The organism is Bacillus sp. CR71 (genome assembly GCF_003429245.1).
Classification (GTDB): domain Bacteria; phylum Bacillota; class Bacilli; order Bacillales; family Bacillaceae_G; genus Bacillus_A; species Bacillus_A thuringiensis_S.
Genome location: NZ_CP031748.1, coordinates 3,738,961 through 3,760,842, shown reverse-complemented (window position 1 = coordinate 3,760,842; position 21,882 = coordinate 3,738,961). Strand labels below are relative to the sequence as shown.

Here is a 21,882-nt window from a genome sequence, read left to right as displayed (position 1 = left end):
TGTATAGATGGAGGAGAAAAAGGTGAAGAAAATAGCAATTGTAACAGGGGCAACTCGTCTGAATGGAATTGGTGCAGCTGTATGCAAGGTGCTTGCTCAAAAGGGGATAGACATTTTTTTCACGTACTGGCCAAAGTATGATAAAGCGATGCCATGGGGAATGAGTGATCAAGAACCCTTTTTGCTGAAAAAGGAAATTGAAAGTTACGATGTTCGATGTGAAATGGCAGAAATCAATTTATCGCAGTCTTATTCGCCAAATCGTTTGTTTTATATGGTATCAGAACGGTTAGGTGATCCATCTATTCTAGTTAATAATGCAGTATATTCTACTCATACGAGAATTGAGGAATTAGATGTAGAGCAGTTGGATAAACATTATACAGTTAATATTCGGGCTACTATGCTATTAAGTTCATTGTTTATAAAACATTATTCACTTAAAACGGGCGGGAGTATTATTAATCTTACTTCAGGACAGTCAGTAGGTCCAATGCCAGATGAACTAGCATATGCAGCAACGAAAGGGGCAATTGAAGCATTTACAAAGTCAGTAGCACCAGTAGCGATGGAGAAGGGGATTACTGTTAATGCCGTTGATCCAGGACCAACAAATACAGGGTGGATTACAGAGGAATTAAAACATTATTTAGTATGGAAATTCCCGCAAGGTAGAGTTGGAGAAACAATGGATGCTGCGCGCTTAATTTCTTTTTTAGTAAGTGAAGAAGCGAAATGGGTTACTGGGCAAGTTATTCACTCGAATGGTGGTTATTCATAAAAATATTATGTTAACAAATGTTGAGAAACAAAAAACGAAAGGAAATTTTATTTTTTTGTATAAATAAAATGTCAAGAAAGATAAAAATTTGATAGAAGAGTATATCGTCATATAAAGATAGTAATTCTTAATGTGACAATATACTCTTTTTCTTTTACTTACGAGCAGAAAAATGAAGTAGAAGAAACTCGAATATTAAAATGAGTTTATCAGTTTTTGTCCGTATTATTATGAAGATTACTGTCGGAAAGATGGTAATTCGTATGAAAAGGGATTTTTTAAGGGGAAATCGAATCGTAAAGGGGAGGATAAATAAAGTAAACATAGGGGGATTTATATGAAAATGAAAAAGGTCGCTATCGCATCGATAACAATTGGTACAATGCTTACTATGGCAGCTTGTAGTCCATCAGCAGATAAAGAGGCAGAAAAGAAAGAGCAAGTAACAGCGCAAAATGAAGGAGAAGCAAAAACGACAAGTGCAGATGAAGCGTCCAAAACAACGAAAGATACTGAAAAAGAAACAAATACTTCTTCAAATGAAAAAACAGATAAAGATGCAAAAAATACGAAAGAATCATCAGGAACAGAAAGTAACGGCAAAACGTCAACTCAAAATGAGAATGTGAAAACAAAAGAAAAAGAAACGACAGGAAAAACGAATGACCAAACGACTAGCGGGAAAACAGCAGATCAAAGCACAAGTACAAGCTCAAACACAAACAATAACGAAAAGACAACGAAAGATCCGAAGAAAAGTGTTGCTGTGAAAACGAACGTTAAAGAAGTTGTGGCATTAATTGATAGCTTGGACAAGCAGTTAGCTGCTAATCCAAAATTGGAAACAGTGAATAAGCTTGGCAAACAAATTAATGAAAAGTGGGACGTGATTGAAAAAGAGCTAGAAGCATCACATCCGACGGATTCTAAAACAATCGGTCAAAGTATGTATCCGTTAATTGTAGGAGCGGAGAAAGAAAAAATCGATATTAATAAAATGAAATCATTAACGACGAAAACGAAAAAAGATTTAAATCAGTTATTGACGAAACTTTCATAGTTTCAAAAGCCTACTCGTGTGAGTAGGCCTTTTTTAGGTTGTTGTAATGTGCACAGTATAACTTATTTATTATCATTTTCAATTACGATGCGAAAGGAACTGAATGCTTGTTGACTGATATAATCTTCTTCGCTAACTTTAAAAGGAAATGGAAAAGCAACGAGTTGAAAATTACTTTCCTGATCCACTGAAGGCAATGTGAAATTAAAGATTTGTCTTGTTTCAGGTGCAACCTTAGTATAAACGACTTTTCTATTGTTAAATATTTCAACTTGTTTCCAATCTTTAAAAGCTACGATTGCGTAAGTCATTTCATCATTCGTTTCATTACCGTTTGATAGGGTTAATTGCTTGCCTTCCTTTTCAAAGAAGACAGTTTGTAAGTTCTCTTCACGGTTCGTAACAAATAATGGTTCGTAAAGACCATCTTTTAAAATAGCATCTGGATCTATAAGGGAGAGTTTTATTTTTTCGTTTTCTTTCTGAAAAGGATGCATTGAATATCGCATACTTAGAATATCTTCTAAAATTGCTGCTTTATTTAAGTTATTATCTTTTAATTTGTATTCAGGTTTTTTAATTATTAAAAAGGTTAATTCATTTCCATTAGGAGAGGTGTGTAAAGAGATTTTCGTAGTAATTGAACTGTTTGGTTTCATATCAAAAAAATAGTGTGATATTTCATTAGTAGTATCTTCTATTCTAAAAGGTTTTTGTTCGTAATCTTCTAGAACAATTAATCCATATTTTCGGTTTTCATTAATAGTATGTACGAATGATAATGTTACATTAATTTTATTATCCTCACTAGTAATTGTACTGCCATTGTTGATATGTTGGCCTTGATTATCCTTCAATCCGTAAGAAATAGTATTGGTTTGTTGCTCTCGTTTATTTTCTATGGAAAGAGGATGAGGTTGTATGATTGAAGTATTGAACAAAATATAAATTGTAAGTAATGAAATAAGTAAAACACCGCTAATAATATATATTTGTTTCATAAATAGCACCTCAATATATGTAAAGTATTAGAGAAAAAAGATATGCAAGATGCATATCTTTTTTCTCTTTCTTACCAGAAGGCTTTTGTTTCGTGATTTACATCATTATAACCACTTAATTTATAGGTATGATTACCGATAGCGTAATCATCTCCATAATAAACGCTTGTGTTGGTCGCTGTAGCATTTACAAAGGATGATTTTTTTGCACTATTACTTTTCGTATTTACTAATGAGCCATCGCCATTGAAAGTTCTTGCTTTTGCATAAACATAGTCTTCGGTCGTAGTTGATTTCGATTTCGCAACTGCATATGGGTTACCAAAAAAGGGAGTATATACGCTAATGTTAGAGTCATTCTTAGGTGCAGCTGCAACAGTCAAACTAGGAACACTAGATGTTTTTGTTGATTGAATTGTATCAAAGTCAACTAAAACGGGCTGCTTGTCTACAGTATCGACCTCTGAAGCACTTGCGTTATTAGTAAAACCAAAACCTAAAACCGCTAACCCTAAAGTTGTCACCGATAAAGATTTTTTCATATTCACTAATTTTCCCACCTTTTTAAATTTTTGAGTTCGAACTCAATTCAAACAATATATGAAAATTTCGAAACTCTCAATGGTTTATCCCATACTTAACTTTTCTTTTACTTTCGATTCAACATGTCTTCATTTGCAAAAAAGCGAATATATCTTCTAATGCTTAGCCAGCAAGGGATACAGGTTTAATTTTATGAAATTCGTGTAAATTTAAATCTATTCATGTCATTATGTCTGTTATTTTTAAATTCATATGGGAAACTTATTTAAAAAAGGATGGTGACAAAAATGACAATCGATCGAATTTGTACAATTGGACCCGCAAGTAATAATAAAGAAACGTTAGCACAGTTAATAAAGAATGGTATGAAAATTGTTCGACTGAATTTATCGCATGGCACGCATGAAAGTCATAAAGACATCATTCGTTTAGTGAAATCATTAGATGACTCTATTAAATTTTTGGGTGATGTACAAGGTCCTAAAATAAGATTAGGTGAAGTGAAGGGAGAGCAAATTACACTTCAGGCAGGAGATTCTTTTATTTTACATACAAAACCAGTTACAGGGAGTAATACAGAAGCAAGTGTTGATTATGAAGGAATTGCGAATGATGTGAAAGTAGACAGTAGAATTTTGATTAATGATGGAGAAGTTGAATTAATTGTTGAAAAGATAAGTACGGACAAAATAGAAACAAAGGTTAAAACAGGTGGCAATATCTCATCTCATAAAGGAGTTAATTTACCAGGTGCGACTGTTCGTTTACCAGCTATTACAGAGAAAGATAAAAAAGATATTCAGTTTCTTTTAGAAGAGGATGTTGATTTTATTGCGTGTTCTTTCGTACGAAAACCTAGTCATATAAAAGAAATACGAGATTTTATACAACAGTATAAAGAAACTTCTCCAAGTTTAATCGCTAAAATAGAAACGATGGAAGCAATCGAGAATTTTCAAGATATATGTAAAGAAGTAGATGGAATTATGATTGCAAGGGGCGATTTAGGAGTAGAGTTACCATATCAATGTATTCCCCTTTTACAGAAAATGATGATTCGTGAATGTAATCGAACGAATACATATGTTATTACAGCAACACAAATGCTTCAATCTATGGTAGATCATTCTATTCCAACAAGGGCTGAGGTGACTGATGTGTTTCAAGCTGTACTGGACGGGACGAATGCAGTTATGCTTTCAGCTGAAAGTGCATCAGGAGAACATCCAATCGAAAGTGTGAGAACATTACGTCTCGTTTCAGAATTTGCGGAGCATGTTAAAAAAGATGGACCTTTTGCGATGAAAGATGTACTGCAATTACTGCGTGAGTCTCTGGATGAGTAATAAATAAAAAGAGGGCGGATATGCATCCGCCCTCATGTTTTTCATTCATACTATTCTTGCTCTTGCTCATCCAAAATCTTTTCAAACGCAGCAGATACTTTATCAAACTCTTCATCATTTTCAATGTATGAAAACTCATTATCTTCTTCTACTTTTAAAAAGAAAATATCAATGTCTTCCTCAGTTTCTGTTTGGATATCTTCAACAAAGGCAACTGCAATATATTCTGCGCCTTCGACATCCATCGCTCCAAGTACTTCTACTTCTTGCTCTTCGTTATTCTCATCACTAAGAGTAAACACTTCGCCAACTTCAATATCAGACATATTCATTCTCCTCCTGTTCGACTCTAAAAAATAGAGCGCTCAAACTGTATACATACTAATATATCTTTCCATGAAAAATCAAATTCATACATAAGAAAAACGACTGATAGTTCTTTAGTATAAGTATCCAGCTATTAGGAGCATTATTTGTGTGTGCTATATTACTTAATCCATTCAACAATTGTATCCATAGTCTGTCTTGTTTTATCACGCTTTGGCTCTTCTTTACGGTAACCAAAGGCAACCATAACTGATGCTTCAAAGTTATCGCCTTGTATAATGCCTTCTTGACGAAGTAAAGAATCTACTTCCTCTTTATCAAATCCTTCTATTGGACAAGAATCAATACCGATTTGAGCTGCGCTCGTCATCATATTACCTAAAGCAATATAAGTTTGTTTAGATGCCCAATCAAATACAGCACGATCGGATTGTAATAAGTTAAAATCTGTTTCCTGGAACTTTTTGAAGAATTCATATCTAATTTTTTGAGTGTCTTCAGGCAATCCAATAATATCGTTCATCATATATTTAATATACTCTGCATCATAGTGCATATCTTTAATGTTTCTTGAAAGAACAATGACGAAGTGGCTTGCTGTTGCAAGTTGCCCACCAGCGCCCCATGAATACGGTTGTAGTTTTTCTCTTAATTCTTTATTTTGTACGACAATAAATTTCCAAGGCTCATATCCAAAAGAAGAAGGAGATAATCTGCCTGTTTCTAAAATGAATTTAAAATCCTCTTCTGAAATTTTGTGTATAGGATCGAACTCTTTACATGCATGTCTGAAATGAAAAGCCTCCATAATTTTCTCTTTTGTAATTTCTTTTGTATTTGTCATAAAAGTTCCTCTTTTCGTTAATTTATTTTGTAAGTAAATTATATTTTTAAAGTAACATAGACACAAGTACGCACATTTTTGTGTTATAGTATCAAAAAAGATACTATTGGTAAGGGAAAGGAGTTATGATGGATTGTTCGAATGAAAATAATATAAATTACCCATTTCTAAATAAATATTCTTGTCCAGTTGAAGCTATGGTTGAGGTTATTGGTGGAAAATGGAAAGGGGTTATTTTGTATCATTTATTAGATGGTACAAAGCGGTTTAATGAATTAAAAAGATTAAAACCTAATATCACACAAAGAATGTTAACACTGCAGCTGAGAGAACTTGAAGCAGACGGCATCATCCATCGTGAAGTATACCGTGAAGTTCCACCTAAAGTAGAATATTCGTTAACTGAGCTTGGTGAATCACTACGTCCAATGATTCTATTAATGATGGAATGGGCGACTCATAATATGGAGAAAGTTTTGGAAAGTAGGAATACGAAAAATAATAGTTAAGAGTTGTAGAAATAAAAGGTGTTTTCCATACGTAAAGACACCTTTTATCCCGCATTAACGGGCAGTAAGATCCCCACCTCAAAATTCAGTGGAAGCAAAGAAGTTAGGTGGGGGATGAACAAAACCCCCACTGATTAAAGTTTCACTTTATTTCTATGTTTTTACTTTTTAACTTCAACTGCTGAAATTGCAAAGTCATTCAAGTTTACAGTTTTACCATACCAATCAGAGTGTTTGAAGACGATACCTTTACCATATCCTTCAGTTGAAGTACGATCCCATAGTGTTGTCGAATAGCTAGCAGTAGGGGATGCTGTACTTACAGAAGAAATTCTATTTTGCCAATTAGGAGGCAAATTTTTAAAACCGCTACTAAGAGAAAAATACTCGCCACCTTTATTTGCATGTTCATAGAAATCTGTACTATTAGGTCCGCTCCCTCCAACACCAAGGGGATTGATTGTATTATTCAACCTTTGTTTGTCTTTTTCAATAAAAGAATCTAAACTTTCTTTGTTCGAAAATCCATAAGATAACCAGTCTCCATTTTGATTTTGTTTCGGTAGAACTACAGTTATTTTTACGTCTTCCTTAGATGGAGCACCCAATTTGTTAAACGAATCTACAGTCTTTTCATCTACAGTTACATATTCAAAAGAGCTAATCGAATAATCCTTTTCGGTACTAGCTGATACTGACCCCAGTCCTCCAGTTAACGACGAAACAGTTAATAATGCACCTGCTACCAACTTTTTCAGCATGGATTCATCTCCTTAAAACTTAGATTTTTTACATAACTAAAATGTATGTTAATTTGAATGTATTATAAATATTTAGAAATTTATAAAAATTAAACAGAATATTCTTTTATTAGTCTGGAGTAAGGAAAGTAATTAAAAATGAAAAAAGGTTTACTTAAAAAGTAAATCTTTTTTGCTGACCTATTTCAAAACTCAATGGATTAAAATTTCATTTTATCCATCTATGAATCATAAACTTCTTTTGCATTCGTAGAAGCAGCATCTAATAAAAGGAAGATGGCTGCTATCATATGTAGAAGGATTTCTATATAAGGAAAGAAGGCAACTAGAGTAACGATAATACCTATATAATGAGCGTACGTATTCATGCCTGCTTTTTTAGCTAATAAAATAGTAGTGATATGTAAAGCAATCAATAGTAGTAAAGGTATCCCATCTAGGTTAACAAGACTTGGAAATATATAATAGCAAGGAAGTAATAAAAGATGATAGATCCCTGTAGGCCACTTTAGTGCTTATATGTAAGTTTTCAAAGTAAATCCTCCTAAAATAATCAATATCTATATATTACCAAAAAAGTTAGGTGATTGGATATTAAACACTTGTGGTTTTTAGTATAATATAATTATTTTATGTTAACTAATTGTTTCCTTATCTATAAAATAGAAAAACCACCCAAACGAGGGTGGTTCGTATTATAAATAACTACTTAAAGAAGAAAGGGGAACCTTCACCTCACTACCTTCCTTCATATTCCGCAGCATAACGGTTTCTGTACTAAGTTCTTCTTCACCAATAATAAGCACGTAAGGGATATTCTCTTTATTGGCATAATTAAGAGCACGTTTTAATTTGCGTCCTGCTAGTTCGAGTTCGACTTTTAAGGAAGTGGTAGAACGTAATTGCTGGGCAATTTGTAAGCATTGTAATTCTGTCCCGAGTGAGATGATAAATACATCCGCTGTAGATGATATCGTTTCTTTCTGTGAGAGTGCTGTATAAATAACGTCTAAACCGAATGAAATACCGACTGTTGGATAGCTAATATTATCGCCACGGAATGCCCCAATAATATTATCGTATCGACCGCCGCTACCGATGCTAGATGTAATCGATCCATCTTTTAAAAAGATTTCATATACGGTGCCTGTGTACATTGTAAGTCCTCGCGCTAAAAACGGATTGAATATAGCATTTTCATTTATTCCAAGAGCGATTAAATATTGCTGTAATTGTTGCAATTCGTTTACTCCATCGGCAACGATTGGAGTATTGAAAGCGTCTTTAAAGTCATCAATTGAAAGCTTTAGACAAGATAATACAGTATTACATATTGTATCAGCCATTTCTTCAGAAATTCCGCGCTCTAATACATCTTTTCGTACACCATCAATCCCAATCTTTTCGATTTTGTCTAATGATAAAATGACGTCACTTGTTAATTCAGTAGGGATGTTAATGGCCTGAAGAATACCATTTAACAGTTTTCGGTTATTATATTGGATCGTTATCTCTAAGTTTAATGTTCGGAACAGCTCAAACGCCATGCTCATGAGTTCCGCTTCAGCCATGACTGATTCTACACCGACTATATCAACGTCGCATTGTATAAATTCACGAAATCTTCCTTGTTTAATTGGCCCATCTCGAAATACTTTCCCAATTTCATAACGTTTAAACGGAAGGCGGATGTTCGGATTCATTGCCACGACTTTTGCGAATGGAATAGTTAAATCGTATCGTAAGGCAAGGTCACGTTTTCCTTGATCCTGAAGTGTATATATTTCTTTTAATATTTCATCGCCACCACCGTACTTGTAAGACATAAGCTCATACATATTTAACATTGGTGTCTCTAACGGTTTGCATCCGTATCGTTCAAATGTATCTTCGCAAGTTCTTTTAATTTTATTTCGCAGCACTTGCTCCTCTGGTAAATAGTCTTTCGTTCCTTTTACATTTTTCATTTCCATTGTAATCACTCCTTTTTTTAATTAAAAAAAGCTATGCAGGTATAAAAATACCCACATAGCTTTATGAACGCTTCGTGGGTCAACAGGAAAAGCCCTGTACCCACGAAGAAAAATTTTTCTTCGGATACACGGCGTTACGTATGATGATGAAGTTGGAAAGAAGTATTAAAATTTCGCATTGCAAATCTCTCCTTAACGTAAGTTTTTCCAAATTATATCAGATGATTTTTGAATTATCAATATTTTTAGTTTTGAAATATACGTGAAGTTATGTAGGAGAAATGGAAAAGGGTGTATAATAAAACTTAATAATATGAAATAACCTTTTAAGGAGAACGTTATGAAAAAAGATAAAACAAATGCGATGCGAATATTAGATAAAGAAAAGATCGAATATTCGATGATGTCATATGATCCAGACGATGGGAAAATTGATGGCGTATCAGTAGCCGAGAAAATTGGACGAGAAGTGAGAGAAGTATATAAAACGTTAATCGCTCAAGGAAATAGTAAAAATTATCATGTGTTTATCATCCCAGTAGATGAGGAATTAAATTTAAAAGCTGCCGCAAAAGCAGTAAGTGAAAAGAAGATTGAAATGATTCCTGTAAAAGATATTACGAAAGTGTCAGGATACATTCGCGGTGGTTGTTCACCAGTCGGAATGAAGAAGTTATTTTCTACATGTATCGATGAAAGCGCCCAATCACTTGAAACGATGATCGTAAGTGGCGGGAAGATTGGTATACAAATTGAGCTGAAAGTGGATGACTTGGCGAAAGTGACGAGAGCGCAGTTTGGAGAGGTAACGAAGTAAATATACATATAAAAAGAAGTTCTAGTTTTATAGGACTTCTTTTTATTTTAGGAAGATTTTCATTAACGATTGCTGTAGGATAAACTAGTTTAGTATATAATTTTTTTACGATGTAAGTTATTTGGGAAGGTTATTTTTTCATCGGATTTATCTTTAAAAACGAACATTTTTAAAAACTTAACGAAAAATGTTCATGTTTTAATTGCGCGCACACTAATAGTTTGTTATATTATCCATATAATAATTTTGAATAACATCACTCGTATATACTCGGTAATATGGTCCGAGCGTTTCTACCTAGTTCCCAATGAAAGAACTGGACTACGGGTTAAAGTATTCGGCCGTTCTATGCTAATGAGCGCTACCGATCTATAATTTGGCATTTGTTTTATCTTTTGCTCAATTAACTTTGACTACCGTAGTTCTAGAAAGTAGAGATTCTTCTACAATTTCTAGAACTTTTTTGTTTGGACCAAAAGCATCGAGTATAGAAAACACAACAAGAGAAAGAGGAGAGATTATTTATGAAGAAGAATACGTTGAAAAAATGTGCTGCCCTAGTAACTACTGTTGCATTGTCATTCTCGATACTTGCGGGATGTAATGCGAGTCCGAAACAAGTTGAGGAAAAAAGCAATCAAAAACCTATCTTAATTCAAGGGCCAATGCCGATAGAAGCAGAAAAGTTTGCGAAAAGGCTAAAAAATGTGAAAGAAGAAAAGTCTGGAACTTTTGTATTTTATAAAGGAACTGTCGACAATTATCCTGTAATCGTTGCGAAAACAGGTAAAGGAATGGAGAATACAGCAGCTGCTACAGCGGTGGCTATTGAAAAATATAAACCTACAGCAATTATTAACCAAGGAACATCAGGTGGACATGATCCAAATTTAAATGTATTTGATATTGTATTAGGAAAACAAGTTGCAAATATAGGTTCATTAAAAACAACAAATATGGATGAGAATCAAGGAATTGAGCCGACAAAATGGATATCTATGGACTTAATGGCTTCTGAAGGAAGTGCAGGAGAAGATCCAAATGCTGAGAAAATCCGATACTACGAAGGAGATAAGGATTTACTTGCAGCAGCTAATGCGGTAAAAGATAAATATACAAAAGGTAAAGTGGTTGAAGGTACTATAGGCTCAGCAGACCTTTGGAATAATGAAGTAGATAGAATTAAGTGGTTCCATACAAAATACGGTACATCTGTAGAAGAAATGGAAGGAGCTGCTGCAGCTCAAATCGCGAAAGCTTATGATGTCCCATTTTTAGGGATTCGAGTATTATCTAATAATAAAACAAACGGCGGGAAATATAACCCAAATACAGCAGCCGCAAATCAAGAATATGTATATGAAGTAGTTAAAAAATATATAGATTCAATGCAAAGTAAATAGTAGTAGTTCTGCTCCAGCATAAACGTCAAGTAACTGTAAATGTTTTCGAGACGGATAAACTTGTCTTAGGAATGGTAGTTGAAAAAAAAAGCTTGTTTCTTATAGAAAATATAAGAAACAAGCTTTTTTATTTAAAATAAATTGGGTAATTAAACTATAACGTCAATATATACCGTTGAATATCATAATAATATAATGGGGGTGATGTTATATGGCACTTACTACAGGACCAATTGAAAACGTAGGAAATCAACCTGCTAATGCAAATAGAGTTAGGGTAAAGATCCTTAACCGTACTGCGGGCCCACTTACTGGAGTAGCTAGAGTTTTTAGACTTGACGGTTCATTAGTATTAATTGAACAGGTAAACTTCAATGTGAATTCTAATGCTTCTACTTTTGCAACTCTAAGTTTAGTTCATCCTGCTTTTGGACAAGCATTTGAATATGAAGTTCAAATTGTTCCTAATCAACCTGGTGGACTATATAGTGTTTATGGACTAACAGCTGACAGTGTTATCATTACTGCACAACGTGTTGTGAACTCAGAATTGACACAGTTTCTTTAATTAAAATAGATTGGTGCCTACATGGTATCCAATCTATTTTTGTACGTATTATTCAGAGAAAGAAAGGTTTTACACAAAAATAAAGACAGTTATAGAAAAGGGAAAAGTCGAGCTATCATCTTGATTTTTATTATTTCTGTCTTAGATTGTATCTGTTTTGTGGCATGGTTTTCTTTGAATGCTTTTTATTCAAACTGTTTTTTAAAGTATTTATCAAATATGCATTATTGCATAAATAAATTTAAATTTATAAGTTAATATTAAACTACTTTTTAATTGTAAAGAATATTTTAATAATCTTTATAAGAGAAGGATATTCCATGTAAAAAGTGAAATTGTTTGGAATGTGAATAAACAAAAAGTTTAGAAGTGATACAGACTGGATAGAGTCGTGTATTAAATAAACAGAAAAGGGGTATGGATTTCTAAAAGGTTTCGGGGGTTAGAAAGCACTTTTTAGTGAATAGCTTCAAATTATATTTTAAAGGGGAATGGGTATATGAAGTTTCGAAATACAAAGATTGCTATGATTACACTATCTTCATTTTTTATTTTAGGTTCTGCATCGCTATCATTCACAGATACTATACACGGTGAAGTAGCTCCTGCATCAGCACAAGAGATTATTGTAAAAAGTTATGACGATACATATTATAATAACGCAATAGGAAAAACGGGGTTAGAATTAAAGAAGGAACTGCATAATATTATTGATAATCATACAAAGTTATCATACAGTGCGGTTTGGGAAGCACTAAGAGATACTGATGAAGATCCAAATAATAAAAATAATGTGTTACTCTTATATACTGGTCGTTCGCAAGGGAAGCTTACGAATGGATCAGGAGTAAATAACTGGAACCGAGAGCATGTTTGGGCAAAATCTCACGGTGACTTTGGAACGACTGCAGGACCTGGAACAGATCTACATCATTTAAGAGCGACGGATGTATCTGTAAATAGTTCACGTGGAAATCTGGATTTTGATAACGGTGGTGTAAATCATTCTGAAGCGACAGAATGTAAATATGATAGTGATTCTTGGGAACCTCGTGATAGTGTAAAAGGAGATATTGCTAGAATGCTGTTTTATATGGCTGTTCGTTACGAGGGGGACAACGGCGAAATAGATTTAGAACTAAATGAAAAAGTGAATAACAATAAAGATGCATACATGGGGAAACTATCTGTTTTATTAAAATGGAATGAACAAGACCCGGTCGATGATTTAGAGCGAAAGCGTAATGAAGTGATTTTTACAAAATATCAACATAACCGCAATCCTTTTATTGATCATCCTGAATGGGTAAATAAAATTTGGAACTAAGATTTTTAAAGGTATTATATTTTGATAAAAGGGATTAATCATTATGATCAATCCCTTCTTATATGTTTACTAGAATAAATGATTTTTATAGGATTGAAGAGGAGAATAGGATAGATATTTTATCAAGTTAAGTATATATGGGTATTTTAGTACGGTCCCCACTCAATATTCACCCCAATAATAAGAAAAACAAGTCCAATGATAAACCAAATGAATGCAAGTGGAGCCATGAATCGAATCCATTTGCCGTAAGAAATGCCGCTTGCTGCGAGAACGCCCATTAAAACACCGGAAGTTGGATTTAAGCAGTTGACTACACCTTCTCCAAGCATAACAGCCTGTACTGTAACTTGGCGTGTAATGTGCATGAAATCAGCTAATGGAGCTAATATCGGAATAAAAATAACCGATTCTCCTGTCCCGGATGAAATAAGGAAATGTAATGCGGCACTACTTACGTACATACCGATAACACCAAATACAGGGCTTTGTCCTTCGAGAGCTTGTGCGAGTTGGTTAACAATTGTATCAAGCAATTTTCCTTGTTCTAAAATGACTGAAATACAACGAGCCATTCCAACGATTAAAGCACCATATATGAGATTTTGGCAGCCCGCTAGAAAAGTAGAAGCGATATCGTTTGCTTTCATGCCACCTATTATTCCGGCTGTAATTGCTATGAAAATAAAAGTAGCGGTCATTTCTGCGTCCGTCCAATGTAGACGAAAAGCGCCTATTAAAAATGCAATTAATGATAAAGCTGAAACGAGTAAAATTAATTTATGACGTATAGTCCAAGGAACTTCTTTTTTCTCTGTTTCTTTTTCGCTTGAAAGAGCGTTACTTGGAAACCAGTTATCGCCAAGAATGCTTCCTTTATTCGATTTTTTCAAGCGCTTTACATACCAATTTATATAAAGGATAGTGGCAAGTAAAAAAGATATATAGATTGCGGTGCGTAAACCAATTCCGGAAAACATCGGAAGTTCTGCAATCTTTTGTGAAATGCCTAAAGGTGAGGGAGATAAAATAGTAGCATTAAAGCCAGCATAAGTACCTAAATAAATAATTGCTACACCGACGATAGCGTCCCATTTCAATGTGCGTGCAACGATGATGCCGATGGGGATAAAACCGATAACTGAATTAACGATAATGCCAGTCGTTCCAAGAATAGAAAAAAGTGCAGCAACGATACAAATGAAAAGTAATTGCTGATTACGAAATTTGTTAATAACATGATAGATTAAACCGTCAAGGGCACCTGTTTTTTCAAGAATTGCAATGGCTCCACCTGTAAATAAAATTAGAAAGATAATAGGAGCAGCAAGTGTCATTCCTTTTTCAATAGCGGTAAAAAAAGAAACAAATCCTACGGGTGATTGCGGAACAGAATGGTAGCTACCTGGTATTGTTGTTGTAACGGTCCCGTTTGTAACCCTTTTAAATTCTCCAGCAGGAACGAAATACGTAGCAATGGCGCAAAGTAAGGCAATAAAAAATAGTAGTACGTAAGCATCAGGCATTTTAAACTTTTGTTTACTAGGTTGTTTTTTTGCCTCAGTTTGTATTTGCATAAAATCCCTCCTTCTTCACTTGGTTAATTTTTAATATTCTGAATTTAATCTGTGAAATAGATTATAATAAAGGTGGCTTCTTAAGGCAATAGTTTTTGTATCCTTTCCCGTACATACAAATTATTGCAATGTTAGACAGGGAAACGAAAATAAGCCAAGAATATGTTATGTAGAAAGAAAAAGGAAAAGAGGGAATAAGATGTGGAAAACTACGGATCTATGTGATGAATTTGAAAAGGAATTACAAATATGTCGTCAGTCTTTTCGATCTTTTGGGAAGAAAGAACAATTCCACGGGAAAATTGCAACTGTAAAAGTGAAAGATGATAATGTACTAGTGCAGGAAGGATTGCAAACATTACCAGAAGGAACAGTATTAGTTGTTGATGGCGGAGCGTCTACTAATTGTGCGTTACTCGGTGATAATTTGGCAGCTATTGCGGAAGAAAGAAAGTTAGCAGGAATTATTGTGAATGGGTATGTTCGTGATTCTAGCGAACTAAAGAATATTAATATTGGTATTTTAGCGTTAGGAACGATGCCAAATAGAAGTGTGAAAGAAGGAAAAGGAGAACGAAATATTTCATTGCACTTTGGAAAAGTGGATTGGAATCCAAATGAATATGTTTATGCGGATGAAGATGGCGTCATTATTAGTGAAAAGAGTTTACATAGTTAAGAGTTAATAAGTTATTATTCTTAGAAAATAAATCCGATAAAGCATGGACAAAATTCTTTGTCAATAGTAAAATAATACAGAAATTTAAAGTTTACAGAATGTATAGGTTTATCGTTTTACGATAACTTAAATGGAAGTAAGTTGTGCCAAGAAAAGTGAATGTTATCACAATGATACGTTCATAAACAAAATTATTTTTCCTATACAAATATAGCCGCGAATAATGCGGGTAGGAGGTGTTGTACATTTTTGTTCGACACTTACAAAAAGAGAGTGTCAATCGCACGCCCTTGAAGGGCCTTTTTTTGTGTAAATGGTAGTAAGGGAGGAAATTTTGGGATGGCAATGTTGAAAAAGTGGCTGCTTACGTCGTTAATGGCAGTGACACTTGTATTTGTTTCTTTTGCGAATACAGTACATATTACGTTTGCTGAAGAAAATACAGCAAAACTTGCAATTATTGGGGAATCACAAAAAGGCATTATGTTATGTCCGAAAGAAGAGCAAATTAAAGATGGGGAAACAGCTTTAAGTTTGCTGCAAAAGGTCATGGGGGACAAGGTAGAATCTGAAACGATGTCGTTTGGAACATATGTAAAAGGCATCGATGGCTTAATGGCCGGGGCTACAAGTGGTTGGACATACGATGTAAATGATACATCTGCACAAGTTGGGGCAGATAGTTATAAATTAGAGTCTGGTGATGTTGTTGTATTCCGTTTTGTTTCAGACTGGAGCAATATGAGCCAGGAAACATTGAAAGAAACGTTAGATAAGTTCGGGACTTGTAAAACAGAAGAACCTAACGGTGGCAAAACAGAAGAACCAAAATCAGAAGGTCAAGATGATAAAACGCCAGATGGGAAAAACCAAGGCGACCAAGACGGTAAAACGCCAGATGGGAAAAATCAAGGTGACCAAGACGGTGAAAAACCAGATGGAAAAAACCAAGGTGACCAAGACGGTAAAACGCCAGATGAGAAAAACCAAGGTGATCAAGACGGTAAAACGCCAGATGGGAAAAAAACAGAACAACCACAGCAAGAGAACATTCAAGATCCAAGTGCACAATTAAACGAAGCCATTTCTAAAACATCAGATAAGATGTTACAAGATGGAATTGAAAGTGACTGGGTAGCTGTAGCGCTTTCTCGTTCTGGAAAGAATGTGCCAATTGAGGCAAAATTAAATTATGTTAAGTCAGTAACTGAAAAAGTAGAAAAGCGTATTAACCGTTTTTCAGCGACAGATTTAGCTAGAACAATTATTATGATGAATGCAATGAATGCAGACCCTAAAAATGTAGGTGGACATAATTTAGTTCAAAAATTGTATGAGTCAGATAAAGTGAATTCTGTTACAGGTTATGCATTTGCTTTACTTGCATTTGATACGAAGAAGTATGAGATTCCAGTTGAATCAAAATGGAACAGAGTTGCTCTAGTGGAAGCACTGTTAAATAATCAGCATACAGACGGTGGATGGACTTATAATAGTTCAGGTAGTAAAGATAGTGCTAGTAGCGTTGATGTAACAGGTATGGTTTTATCAGCATTAGCTCCTTATCAAGAGCGATCAGATGTGAAACCAGCTATACAAAAAGCTGTTGCTTATTTATATAACGAACAGCTGCAAAATGGTGGTTTTTCAGCTGATGGACAAGAAAATTCAAATAGTACTGCGCAAGCAATTATTGGATTATCGCTTGTTAAAGATGTAGATCAAAACCGTCTTCATAAGGCAATACAAAACCTATTATCATATCAACTTTCAAATGGTGAATTTAAATGGTTACCAAGTGATCAAAATGGTAACGGAATGGCTACAGAACAGGCTCTTTTGGCATTACTTCAATTTAAGGAAATGGGAAAATCTATTTATGATTGGTCTAATGTAGACGTTGGTGATGTAATTAAGCCAAAACCGATTGAAGAGCCAGAAAAGGTCGTTGAACTAGAAAATAATGTAGTAGAAAAAGAAGTTACTGAAGAACCGAAAGAACAAGACCAAGTACAACAAGAAACAAAAGATGAAAATCTAAAAGTAGTTGTAGATAACGAACCGGTTAAGAATAAAAAAATCGGAAACGGTAACAGTCTACCAAAAACAGGAGCATCTTCTCATAGTGCAGCAACAGAAGTAGGTATGGGTGTATTATGTATTGCTTCTGCATATGTATTATGGAGACGTAAAGCAGCTTAACAAAAAATTAGGAGCAATTATTTGCTCCTAATTTTCGTATGAAAGGTGAGAGATAGGATGAGTAAGGTGAAATGGTTCATTTCTTTACTGCTTTCGCTCGGGCTACTTGCCGGATGTGAAGAGGCAGCTGTAAAGCCTGAGAAGAAGGTAGAACCGAAGCAAGAAGAGGTAGCGAAACAAGAAGAACAAAAAGATGAAGCGAAGCCGGAAGAAAAAACAGAAGAAAAGCAAGCTGAATCAGAGCAAAAGCAGCAAGAAGAGCAGAAAGAGAAACAAGAACAAAAAGTAGAAGAGAAGCCGAAAGAGGAAAAGCCGCAGGCACAACCAGAGGTAAAGAAAGAAGAGAAACAACAGGAACAACCGAAAGAACAGCCGGCTGTAAATAAGCAACCAGAGCAGCAACAAGCACAAGAAGAGAAACAACAACCGAAAGCACCAGAAGTAAAAGAAGAAGCAAAGGTTGTGAATCAGCCGAAAGAAACACCGAAGCAGGAGCAAAAGAAAAAGTCAGAAGAGAATAATAGTGTACCAGCTCCACCAACACCGGTACCACCACCAAACCCAGTGCCACCACCAGTACCACCACCAGTACCACCAGTACCTAAAGCAAAACAAGTAACAATCTCGGTAAAAGGAAATAACGGATATATAATGGGTGCGAAAAAGATGGATGTACAAGAAGGCGATACAGTGTATAAAGTATTGCAACGTACAGGATTAGATGTTGATGCAAGCGGATCTAGAGATAGTATTTATGTAAAAGGTATTAATGATTTATATGAAAAAGATATTGCGGATACTAGTGGATGGAAATATCGTGTGAACGGTGCTTTTCCAAACCATAGTGCTGGTGTAGCTACGGTAAAACCAGGAGATACAATTGAGTGGGTATACGTATTACAATAAGAAAGGCATTCGGTAAAGGGCTATGAAAATAAGTTTTTCTTCTTTACATCCTTTTGTGAATTTTTTCTATTATATCGGGGTGATGATACTATGTATGATGTGTCTTCATCCTCTTTTTTTAATTGGAGCAATACTATTAATTGTTATTTTAAATGTGATGCAAGGGAATAGCGAAAAGATAAGAAAGATGTTACCAAGCACAATTATTTTCTTTTTTATGGTCATTTTATTTAATTCGTTATTAACGCATAGAGGCCGAACGACATTATTTTGGTTAGGTGATAGCCGTATTAAGCTTGAGGCGATTATGTTTGGAATAGTAATGGGGTTATTACTAGTTGCAGTTATGTTTACGTTTGCGTCATACAATGATATTATTTCCAGTCATAAATTTTTATATTTGTTTTCAAGAATTTCACCGAAAGTTGCATTGTTAACGATGATTACAGTGAGATTTGTTCCTTTGTTTATAAGGCGATTAAAGAAAATCACACTCATTCAAAAGACGAAAGGTGTGCAGGTAGATTCAGGTTCGATAATTGAACGCGTCAAAAATGGTATGCAATTGCTGCAAGTATTATTAATTTGTTCATTGGAAGATGCACTGCAAACGGCAGATTCTATGCAAGCTCGTGGATTTGGTGTAACGGAACGAACGACATATATTCGCTATAGAATGGAAAAACGAGATTGGTATACGCTCAGTTATTTAAGTATTCTATTTATAATTGCTATCATATGTAGTACGTATGGCGGAGGAAAGTTAATCATTTATCCGAAAGTCGAATCTATTTTATTTCAGCAATACGATGGGATGATGTTTATCGTATTTACGATGTTTATTAGTTTACCAATTATAATGGAAGGAAGGGAATGGTTATGGTGGCGCATGCAGAAATAAACAATTTATCATTTGTATATGCTGATGAAAATGAAAAAGCGTTACAGCATATTTCTCTTTCTGTTCAAAAAGGTGAGTTTATTGCACTTGCTGGAGAATCGGGATCTGGGAAGACGACGTTATTAAAACATTTTAAAAAGGAGTTACTTCCAATTGGTACGCGTTCTGGAGAGATATTTTATGAGGGTGTTTTAATAGAGGAAGTAGCTGATTTGTTATCTGCCCAAGAAATTGGGATGGTATTTCAAAACCCAGAAAACCAGATTGTTATGGATACAGTGATTCAAGAATTAGCATTTTCTTTAGAAAATATCGGATTACCATCACATATTATTCAAAAAAGAATAGCAGAGCTTATTAGCTTTTTAGGATTTCAAGATTTATTGCATCAATCTGTTCATACGTTATCTGGTGGGCAGAAGCAGCTTGTCAATTTAGCTGCGGTATTAGTTATGCAGCCGAAATTGCTATTATTAGATGAACCGACAGCGCAGTTAGATCCAATTGCTGCAAAAGAGTTTTTAGGATTATTAAAACGGATTAATGAAGAACTTGGAATTACGATTATTTTAAGTGAACATCGTTTAGATGAAGTTATCCCGCTTGCAACACGCGTTGTTTGTATGGATAATGGCTGTATTATGTATGATGGTAGTCCTAAAACTGTTATTACGAATATGTGGGGAGTAGAAACATTCCGTCCATTTATTCCGCAAATTCCAAGGCTATTTTTAGAGTGGAATGTGAGAGATATTCCGTTTACGGTGCGAGAGGCGCAAATGAAAATGAATAATTTTTCAGCGATATCATATGTAAATGAGCTAATAGCACAAAGTGAAAAGCAAGAGGTAATTTTAAGCGCAGAGCATATTTCGTTCCAGTACGAAAAAAATAGTCCGCTTATTTTACGTGATTTATCAGTTTCGATTGAAAAAGGAAAATGGGTAGCGCTCGTTGGAAAGAATGGGACAGGGAAGTCTACACTGTTAACGCTTTTAGCTGGTTTGCAAAAAGTGAGAAGAGGGAAAGTAAAGTGGAATGGGAAAGTGATACATAAAATTGATTCGAAAGAACGATTTAAAAGTATTGGGTATGTATCGCAGCATCCATATTATCATTTTACATTTGATACAGTGTGGGATGAGGTGTATGAACGTGCACGTGAATTATACGGAGAACAAGGAAAAGAAATAGCAGAAGATACGCTAAAACAGTTTTGGTTGTACTCGCTTAAAGAACGCCATCCGCACGATTGTAGCGGAGGAGAGCAACAATTACTTGCGTTATGTACGACATTATTATCAAAGCCAACTTTATTATTACTGGATGAACCGACAAAGGGGCTAGATCCGTGGAAGAAAGAAAGAGTAGGAGAGCTATTTAGGAAGCTACAAAAAGAAGGTACAACAATTGTAATGGCAACGCATGATATTGAGTTTGCAGCGAAATACGTGGATCAATGTATGATGTTATTTGATGGGACAGTCATTATGAATGATGCACCGAAAGAATTTTTTAGTGGTAACTTCTTTTATACAACATCTATTAATCGATTCATTCGAAAAGAATTACCATATGCATTAACGTGGGAGGATGTGTACGAAGCGTGTCCAAACGATATGTTGCATTCATAATATGTATTTTTGCAGTAATAATAGGCACATTACTCTTTACTACACTTATTATGGACGGTTATTACATGTTAAGTAGTTTGTTTTTATTAGTTGTTATTATGTTACCTTTCTATATCCGTTTTGAAAGGAAGGCGTTTGTTTCACGTGAAATTGTTCTCGTTGCTGTATTAGCGGCAATTGCAGCAGTAAGCCGGGTGCCATTTTCTATTTTACCAAGTGTACAACCAACTTCTTTTGTCATTATCGTTTCTGCAATTGTATTTGGAAGTGAAACTGGTTTTATGATTGGTGCTACAGCAGCAATCATATCCAATATTTTTTTAGGACAAGGTCCATGGACACCGTGGCAAATGTTTTCATGGGGCATGATTGGTTTTATAGCAGGTCTACTTCGTAATACATTTTTTATGAAAAAGCTATGGGGAAGACTTCTTTACGGAGTAATTGTTGGCTTTTTATTTGGCTGGATTATGAATTTCTGGGGCCTTCTCGGTTTTATACGAGAAGCAACGTGGGAAACTGTCATTTCGTATTATATCGCAAGTTTTTACTTTGATTTGAGCCATGCGATTTCGAATGTTATTTTCTTATTACTATTTAGTACTTCATGGATTACGATTCTTACAAGATTTAAAAAGAAATACGGTATATTAGATGAGCATAACGTGACATAGAAAAGCATACTCATATAAGGTAGGGTCGCGACTTACATATTCGTTTGCC

General features: G+C 34.7%; 22 protein-coding genes and 1 riboswitch. Of the genes, 14 read left to right on the top strand and 8 right to left on the bottom strand.

The window, feature by feature from the left end; all coding sequences use genetic code 11:
* The first annotated feature begins 22 nt into the window (after nucleotides 1–22).
* Nucleotides 23–781, top strand: coding sequence for an SDR family oxidoreductase (locus DOS87_RS18855; protein ID WP_002082465.1), 759 nt, complete (start codon nucleotides 23–25; stop codon nucleotides 779–781).
* 337 nt (nucleotides 782–1,118) lie between these two features.
* Complete coding sequence (locus tag DOS87_RS18850) at nucleotides 1,119–1,841, top strand: hypothetical protein (protein ID WP_000782525.1); 723 nt, start codon at nucleotides 1,119–1,121, stop codon at nucleotides 1,839–1,841.
* A 62-nt stretch (nucleotides 1,842–1,903) separates the two neighbouring features.
* Here the strand turns inward: DOS87_RS18850 and DOS87_RS18845 are convergent, their stop codons facing one another.
* Nucleotides 1,904–2,842 carry a hypothetical protein gene (locus tag DOS87_RS18845; protein WP_000810164.1) on the bottom strand — a complete coding sequence of 313 codons (939 nt, stop codon included), beginning with the start codon at nucleotides 2,840–2,842 and terminating at the stop codon, nucleotides 1,904–1,906.
* A gap of 71 nt (nucleotides 2,843–2,913) precedes the next feature.
* A complete protein-coding gene (locus tag DOS87_RS18840; protein WP_001056355.1) occupies nucleotides 2,914–3,390 on the bottom strand; it encodes a hypothetical protein in 477 nt (158 codons plus the stop codon).
* A gap of 282 nt (nucleotides 3,391–3,672) precedes the next feature.
* On the opposite strand from DOS87_RS18840, the gene DOS87_RS18835 reads away from it, so the two are divergent.
* Complete coding sequence (locus tag DOS87_RS18835; protein WP_000151076.1) at nucleotides 3,673–4,731, top strand: pyruvate kinase; 1,059 nt, start codon at nucleotides 3,673–3,675, stop codon at nucleotides 4,729–4,731.
* Between the two features lie 50 nt (nucleotides 4,732–4,781).
* Here DOS87_RS18835 and DOS87_RS18830 read toward each other — a convergent pair whose 3' ends face one another.
* The gene (locus DOS87_RS18830; RefSeq protein WP_002005464.1) at nucleotides 4,782–5,063 is read right to left on the bottom strand and encodes a DUF1292 domain-containing protein; all 282 of its coding nucleotides are present in this window, start codon (nucleotides 5,061–5,063) and stop codon (nucleotides 4,782–4,784) included.
* Between the two features lie 155 nt (nucleotides 5,064–5,218).
* Nucleotides 5,219–5,902, bottom strand: a complete 684-nt coding sequence (locus tag DOS87_RS18825) for an NAD(P)H-dependent oxidoreductase (RefSeq protein WP_000185604.1) — start codon at nucleotides 5,900–5,902, stop codon at nucleotides 5,219–5,221.
* A gap of 128 nt (nucleotides 5,903–6,030) precedes the next feature.
* On the opposite strand from DOS87_RS18825, the gene DOS87_RS18820 reads away from it, so the two are divergent.
* A complete protein-coding gene (locus DOS87_RS18820) occupies nucleotides 6,031–6,411 on the top strand; it encodes a winged helix-turn-helix transcriptional regulator (protein WP_000340656.1) in 381 nt (126 codons plus the stop codon).
* Nucleotides 6,412–6,572: 161 nt separating this feature from the next.
* Here DOS87_RS18820 and DOS87_RS18815 read toward each other — a convergent pair whose 3' ends face one another.
* The 3 genes from DOS87_RS18815 to DOS87_RS18805 form a co-directional block, all read right to left on the bottom strand.
* Complete coding sequence (locus tag DOS87_RS18815) at nucleotides 6,573–7,172, bottom strand: hypothetical protein (protein ID WP_000914419.1); 600 nt, start codon at nucleotides 7,170–7,172, stop codon at nucleotides 6,573–6,575.
* A gap of 221 nt (nucleotides 7,173–7,393) precedes the next feature.
* On the bottom strand, nucleotides 7,394–7,666 hold the full coding sequence (locus tag DOS87_RS18810; RefSeq protein ID WP_080598387.1) for a hypothetical protein: 273 nt from the start codon (nucleotides 7,664–7,666) through the stop codon (nucleotides 7,394–7,396).
* A gap of 201 nt (nucleotides 7,667–7,867) precedes the next feature.
* Complete coding sequence (locus DOS87_RS18805) at nucleotides 7,868–9,145, bottom strand: histidine--tRNA ligase (protein ID WP_000425331.1); 1,278 nt, start codon at nucleotides 9,143–9,145, stop codon at nucleotides 7,868–7,870.
* Between the two features lie 340 nt (nucleotides 9,146–9,485).
* On the opposite strand from DOS87_RS18805, the gene ybaK reads away from it, so the two are divergent.
* The 4 genes from ybaK (at nucleotide 9,486) to DOS87_RS18785 (ending at nucleotide 13,260) form a co-directional block, all read left to right on the top strand.
* Nucleotides 9,486–9,962 carry a Cys-tRNA(Pro) deacylase gene (gene ybaK, locus DOS87_RS18800; protein WP_000710860.1) on the top strand — a complete coding sequence of 159 codons (477 nt, stop codon included), beginning with the start codon at nucleotides 9,486–9,488 and terminating at the stop codon, nucleotides 9,960–9,962.
* A 240-nt stretch (nucleotides 9,963–10,202) separates the two neighbouring features.
* A riboswitch (purine riboswitch) is annotated at nucleotides 10,203–10,306 on the top strand.
* A 180-nt stretch (nucleotides 10,307–10,486) separates the two neighbouring features.
* Nucleotides 10,487–11,365 carry a 5'-methylthioadenosine/S-adenosylhomocysteine nucleosidase gene (locus DOS87_RS18795; RefSeq protein ID WP_000742457.1) on the top strand — a complete coding sequence of 293 codons (879 nt, stop codon included), beginning with the start codon at nucleotides 10,487–10,489 and terminating at the stop codon, nucleotides 11,363–11,365.
* 211 nt (nucleotides 11,366–11,576) lie between these two features.
* On the top strand, nucleotides 11,577–11,933 hold the full coding sequence (locus DOS87_RS18790) for a hypothetical protein (RefSeq protein WP_001229421.1): 357 nt from the start codon (nucleotides 11,577–11,579) through the stop codon (nucleotides 11,931–11,933).
* A 499-nt stretch (nucleotides 11,934–12,432) separates the two neighbouring features.
* Nucleotides 12,433–13,260 (top strand): endonuclease I family protein, encoded by an 828-nt coding sequence (locus tag DOS87_RS18785; protein ID WP_000672181.1) that lies wholly within the window; start codon nucleotides 12,433–12,435, stop codon nucleotides 13,258–13,260.
* A 146-nt stretch (nucleotides 13,261–13,406) separates the two neighbouring features.
* Here DOS87_RS18785 and DOS87_RS18780 read toward each other — a convergent pair whose 3' ends face one another.
* Complete coding sequence (locus DOS87_RS18780) at nucleotides 13,407–14,837, bottom strand: YfcC family protein (RefSeq protein ID WP_001166977.1); 1,431 nt, start codon at nucleotides 14,835–14,837, stop codon at nucleotides 13,407–13,409.
* Nucleotides 14,838–15,036: 199 nt separating this feature from the next.
* Here DOS87_RS18780 and rraA point away from each other — a divergent pair, with 199 nt between their 5' ends.
* From rraA to DOS87_RS18750, 6 genes are all read left to right on the top strand, one after another.
* Nucleotides 15,037–15,516 carry a ribonuclease E activity regulator RraA gene (gene rraA, locus DOS87_RS18775; RefSeq protein ID WP_000266045.1) on the top strand — a complete coding sequence of 160 codons (480 nt, stop codon included), beginning with the start codon at nucleotides 15,037–15,039 and terminating at the stop codon, nucleotides 15,514–15,516.
* Nucleotides 15,517–15,855: 339 nt separating this feature from the next.
* Complete coding sequence (locus DOS87_RS18770) at nucleotides 15,856–17,718, top strand: DUF4430 domain-containing protein (RefSeq protein ID WP_001241067.1); 1,863 nt, start codon at nucleotides 15,856–15,858, stop codon at nucleotides 17,716–17,718.
* Nucleotides 17,719–17,775: 57 nt separating this feature from the next.
* On the top strand, nucleotides 17,776–18,624 hold the full coding sequence (locus DOS87_RS18765; RefSeq protein WP_000048890.1) for a DUF4430 domain-containing protein: 849 nt from the start codon (nucleotides 17,776–17,778) through the stop codon (nucleotides 18,622–18,624).
* Nucleotides 18,625–18,646: 22 nt separating this feature from the next.
* Entirely contained in the window at nucleotides 18,647–19,525 is an 879-nt protein-coding gene (locus DOS87_RS18760) for an energy-coupling factor transporter transmembrane component T (protein ID WP_098578126.1), read from the top strand.
* Nucleotides 19,498–21,159: an ABC transporter ATP-binding protein gene (locus DOS87_RS18755; protein ID WP_142326435.1), complete on the top strand. Its 1,662-nt coding sequence runs from the start codon at nucleotides 19,498–19,500 to the stop codon at nucleotides 21,157–21,159. Before DOS87_RS18760 ends, DOS87_RS18755 begins: the two co-directional genes overlap by 28 nt.
* On the top strand, nucleotides 21,132–21,833 hold the full coding sequence (locus DOS87_RS18750; protein WP_000044893.1) for an ECF transporter S component: 702 nt from the start codon (nucleotides 21,132–21,134) through the stop codon (nucleotides 21,831–21,833). Before DOS87_RS18755 ends, DOS87_RS18750 begins: the two co-directional genes overlap by 28 nt.
* Nucleotides 21,834–21,882 lie beyond the last annotated feature (49 nt).

What these genes read in the sequence shown, in the direction of transcription:
- DOS87_RS18850 (WP_000782525.1), top strand. Translation starts at nt 1,119, where the DNA reads ATGAAAATGAAAAAGGTCGCTATCGCATCGATAACAATTGGTACAATG.
- DOS87_RS18845 (WP_000810164.1), bottom strand. Translation starts at nt 2,842, where the DNA reads ATGAAACAAATATATATTATTAGCGGTGTTTTACTTATTTCATTACTT.
- DOS87_RS18835 (WP_000151076.1), top strand. Translation starts at nt 3,673, where the DNA reads ATGACAATCGATCGAATTTGTACAATTGGACCCGCAAGTAATAATAAA.
- DOS87_RS18830 (WP_002005464.1), bottom strand. Translation starts at nt 5,063, where the DNA reads ATGAATATGTCTGATATTGAAGTTGGCGAAGTGTTTACTCTTAGTGAT.
- DOS87_RS18825 (WP_000185604.1), bottom strand. Translation starts at nt 5,902, where the DNA reads ATGACAAATACAAAAGAAATTACAAAAGAGAAAATTATGGAGGCTTTT.
- DOS87_RS18820 (WP_000340656.1), top strand. Translation starts at nt 6,031, where the DNA reads ATGGATTGTTCGAATGAAAATAATATAAATTACCCATTTCTAAATAAA.
- DOS87_RS18815 (WP_000914419.1), bottom strand. Translation starts at nt 7,172, where the DNA reads ATGCTGAAAAAGTTGGTAGCAGGTGCATTATTAACTGTTTCGTCGTTA.
- DOS87_RS18805 (WP_000425331.1), bottom strand. Translation starts at nt 9,145, where the DNA reads ATGGAAATGAAAAATGTAAAAGGAACGAAAGACTATTTACCAGAGGAG.
- ybaK (WP_000710860.1), top strand. Translation starts at nt 9,486, where the DNA reads ATGAAAAAAGATAAAACAAATGCGATGCGAATATTAGATAAAGAAAAG.
- DOS87_RS18795 (WP_000742457.1), top strand. Translation starts at nt 10,487, where the DNA reads ATGAAGAAGAATACGTTGAAAAAATGTGCTGCCCTAGTAACTACTGTT.
- DOS87_RS18790 (WP_001229421.1), top strand. Translation starts at nt 11,577, where the DNA reads ATGGCACTTACTACAGGACCAATTGAAAACGTAGGAAATCAACCTGCT.
- DOS87_RS18785 (WP_000672181.1), top strand. Translation starts at nt 12,433, where the DNA reads ATGAAGTTTCGAAATACAAAGATTGCTATGATTACACTATCTTCATTT.
- DOS87_RS18780 (WP_001166977.1), bottom strand. Translation starts at nt 14,837, where the DNA reads ATGCAAATACAAACTGAGGCAAAAAAACAACCTAGTAAACAAAAGTTT.
- rraA (WP_000266045.1), top strand. Translation starts at nt 15,037, where the DNA reads ATGTGGAAAACTACGGATCTATGTGATGAATTTGAAAAGGAATTACAA.
- DOS87_RS18770 (WP_001241067.1), top strand. Translation starts at nt 15,856, where the DNA reads ATGGCAATGTTGAAAAAGTGGCTGCTTACGTCGTTAATGGCAGTGACA.
- DOS87_RS18765 (WP_000048890.1), top strand. Translation starts at nt 17,776, where the DNA reads ATGAGTAAGGTGAAATGGTTCATTTCTTTACTGCTTTCGCTCGGGCTA.
- DOS87_RS18760 (WP_098578126.1), top strand. Translation starts at nt 18,647, where the DNA reads ATGAAAATAAGTTTTTCTTCTTTACATCCTTTTGTGAATTTTTTCTAT.
- DOS87_RS18755 (WP_142326435.1), top strand. Translation starts at nt 19,498, where the DNA reads ATGGTTATGGTGGCGCATGCAGAAATAAACAATTTATCATTTGTATAT.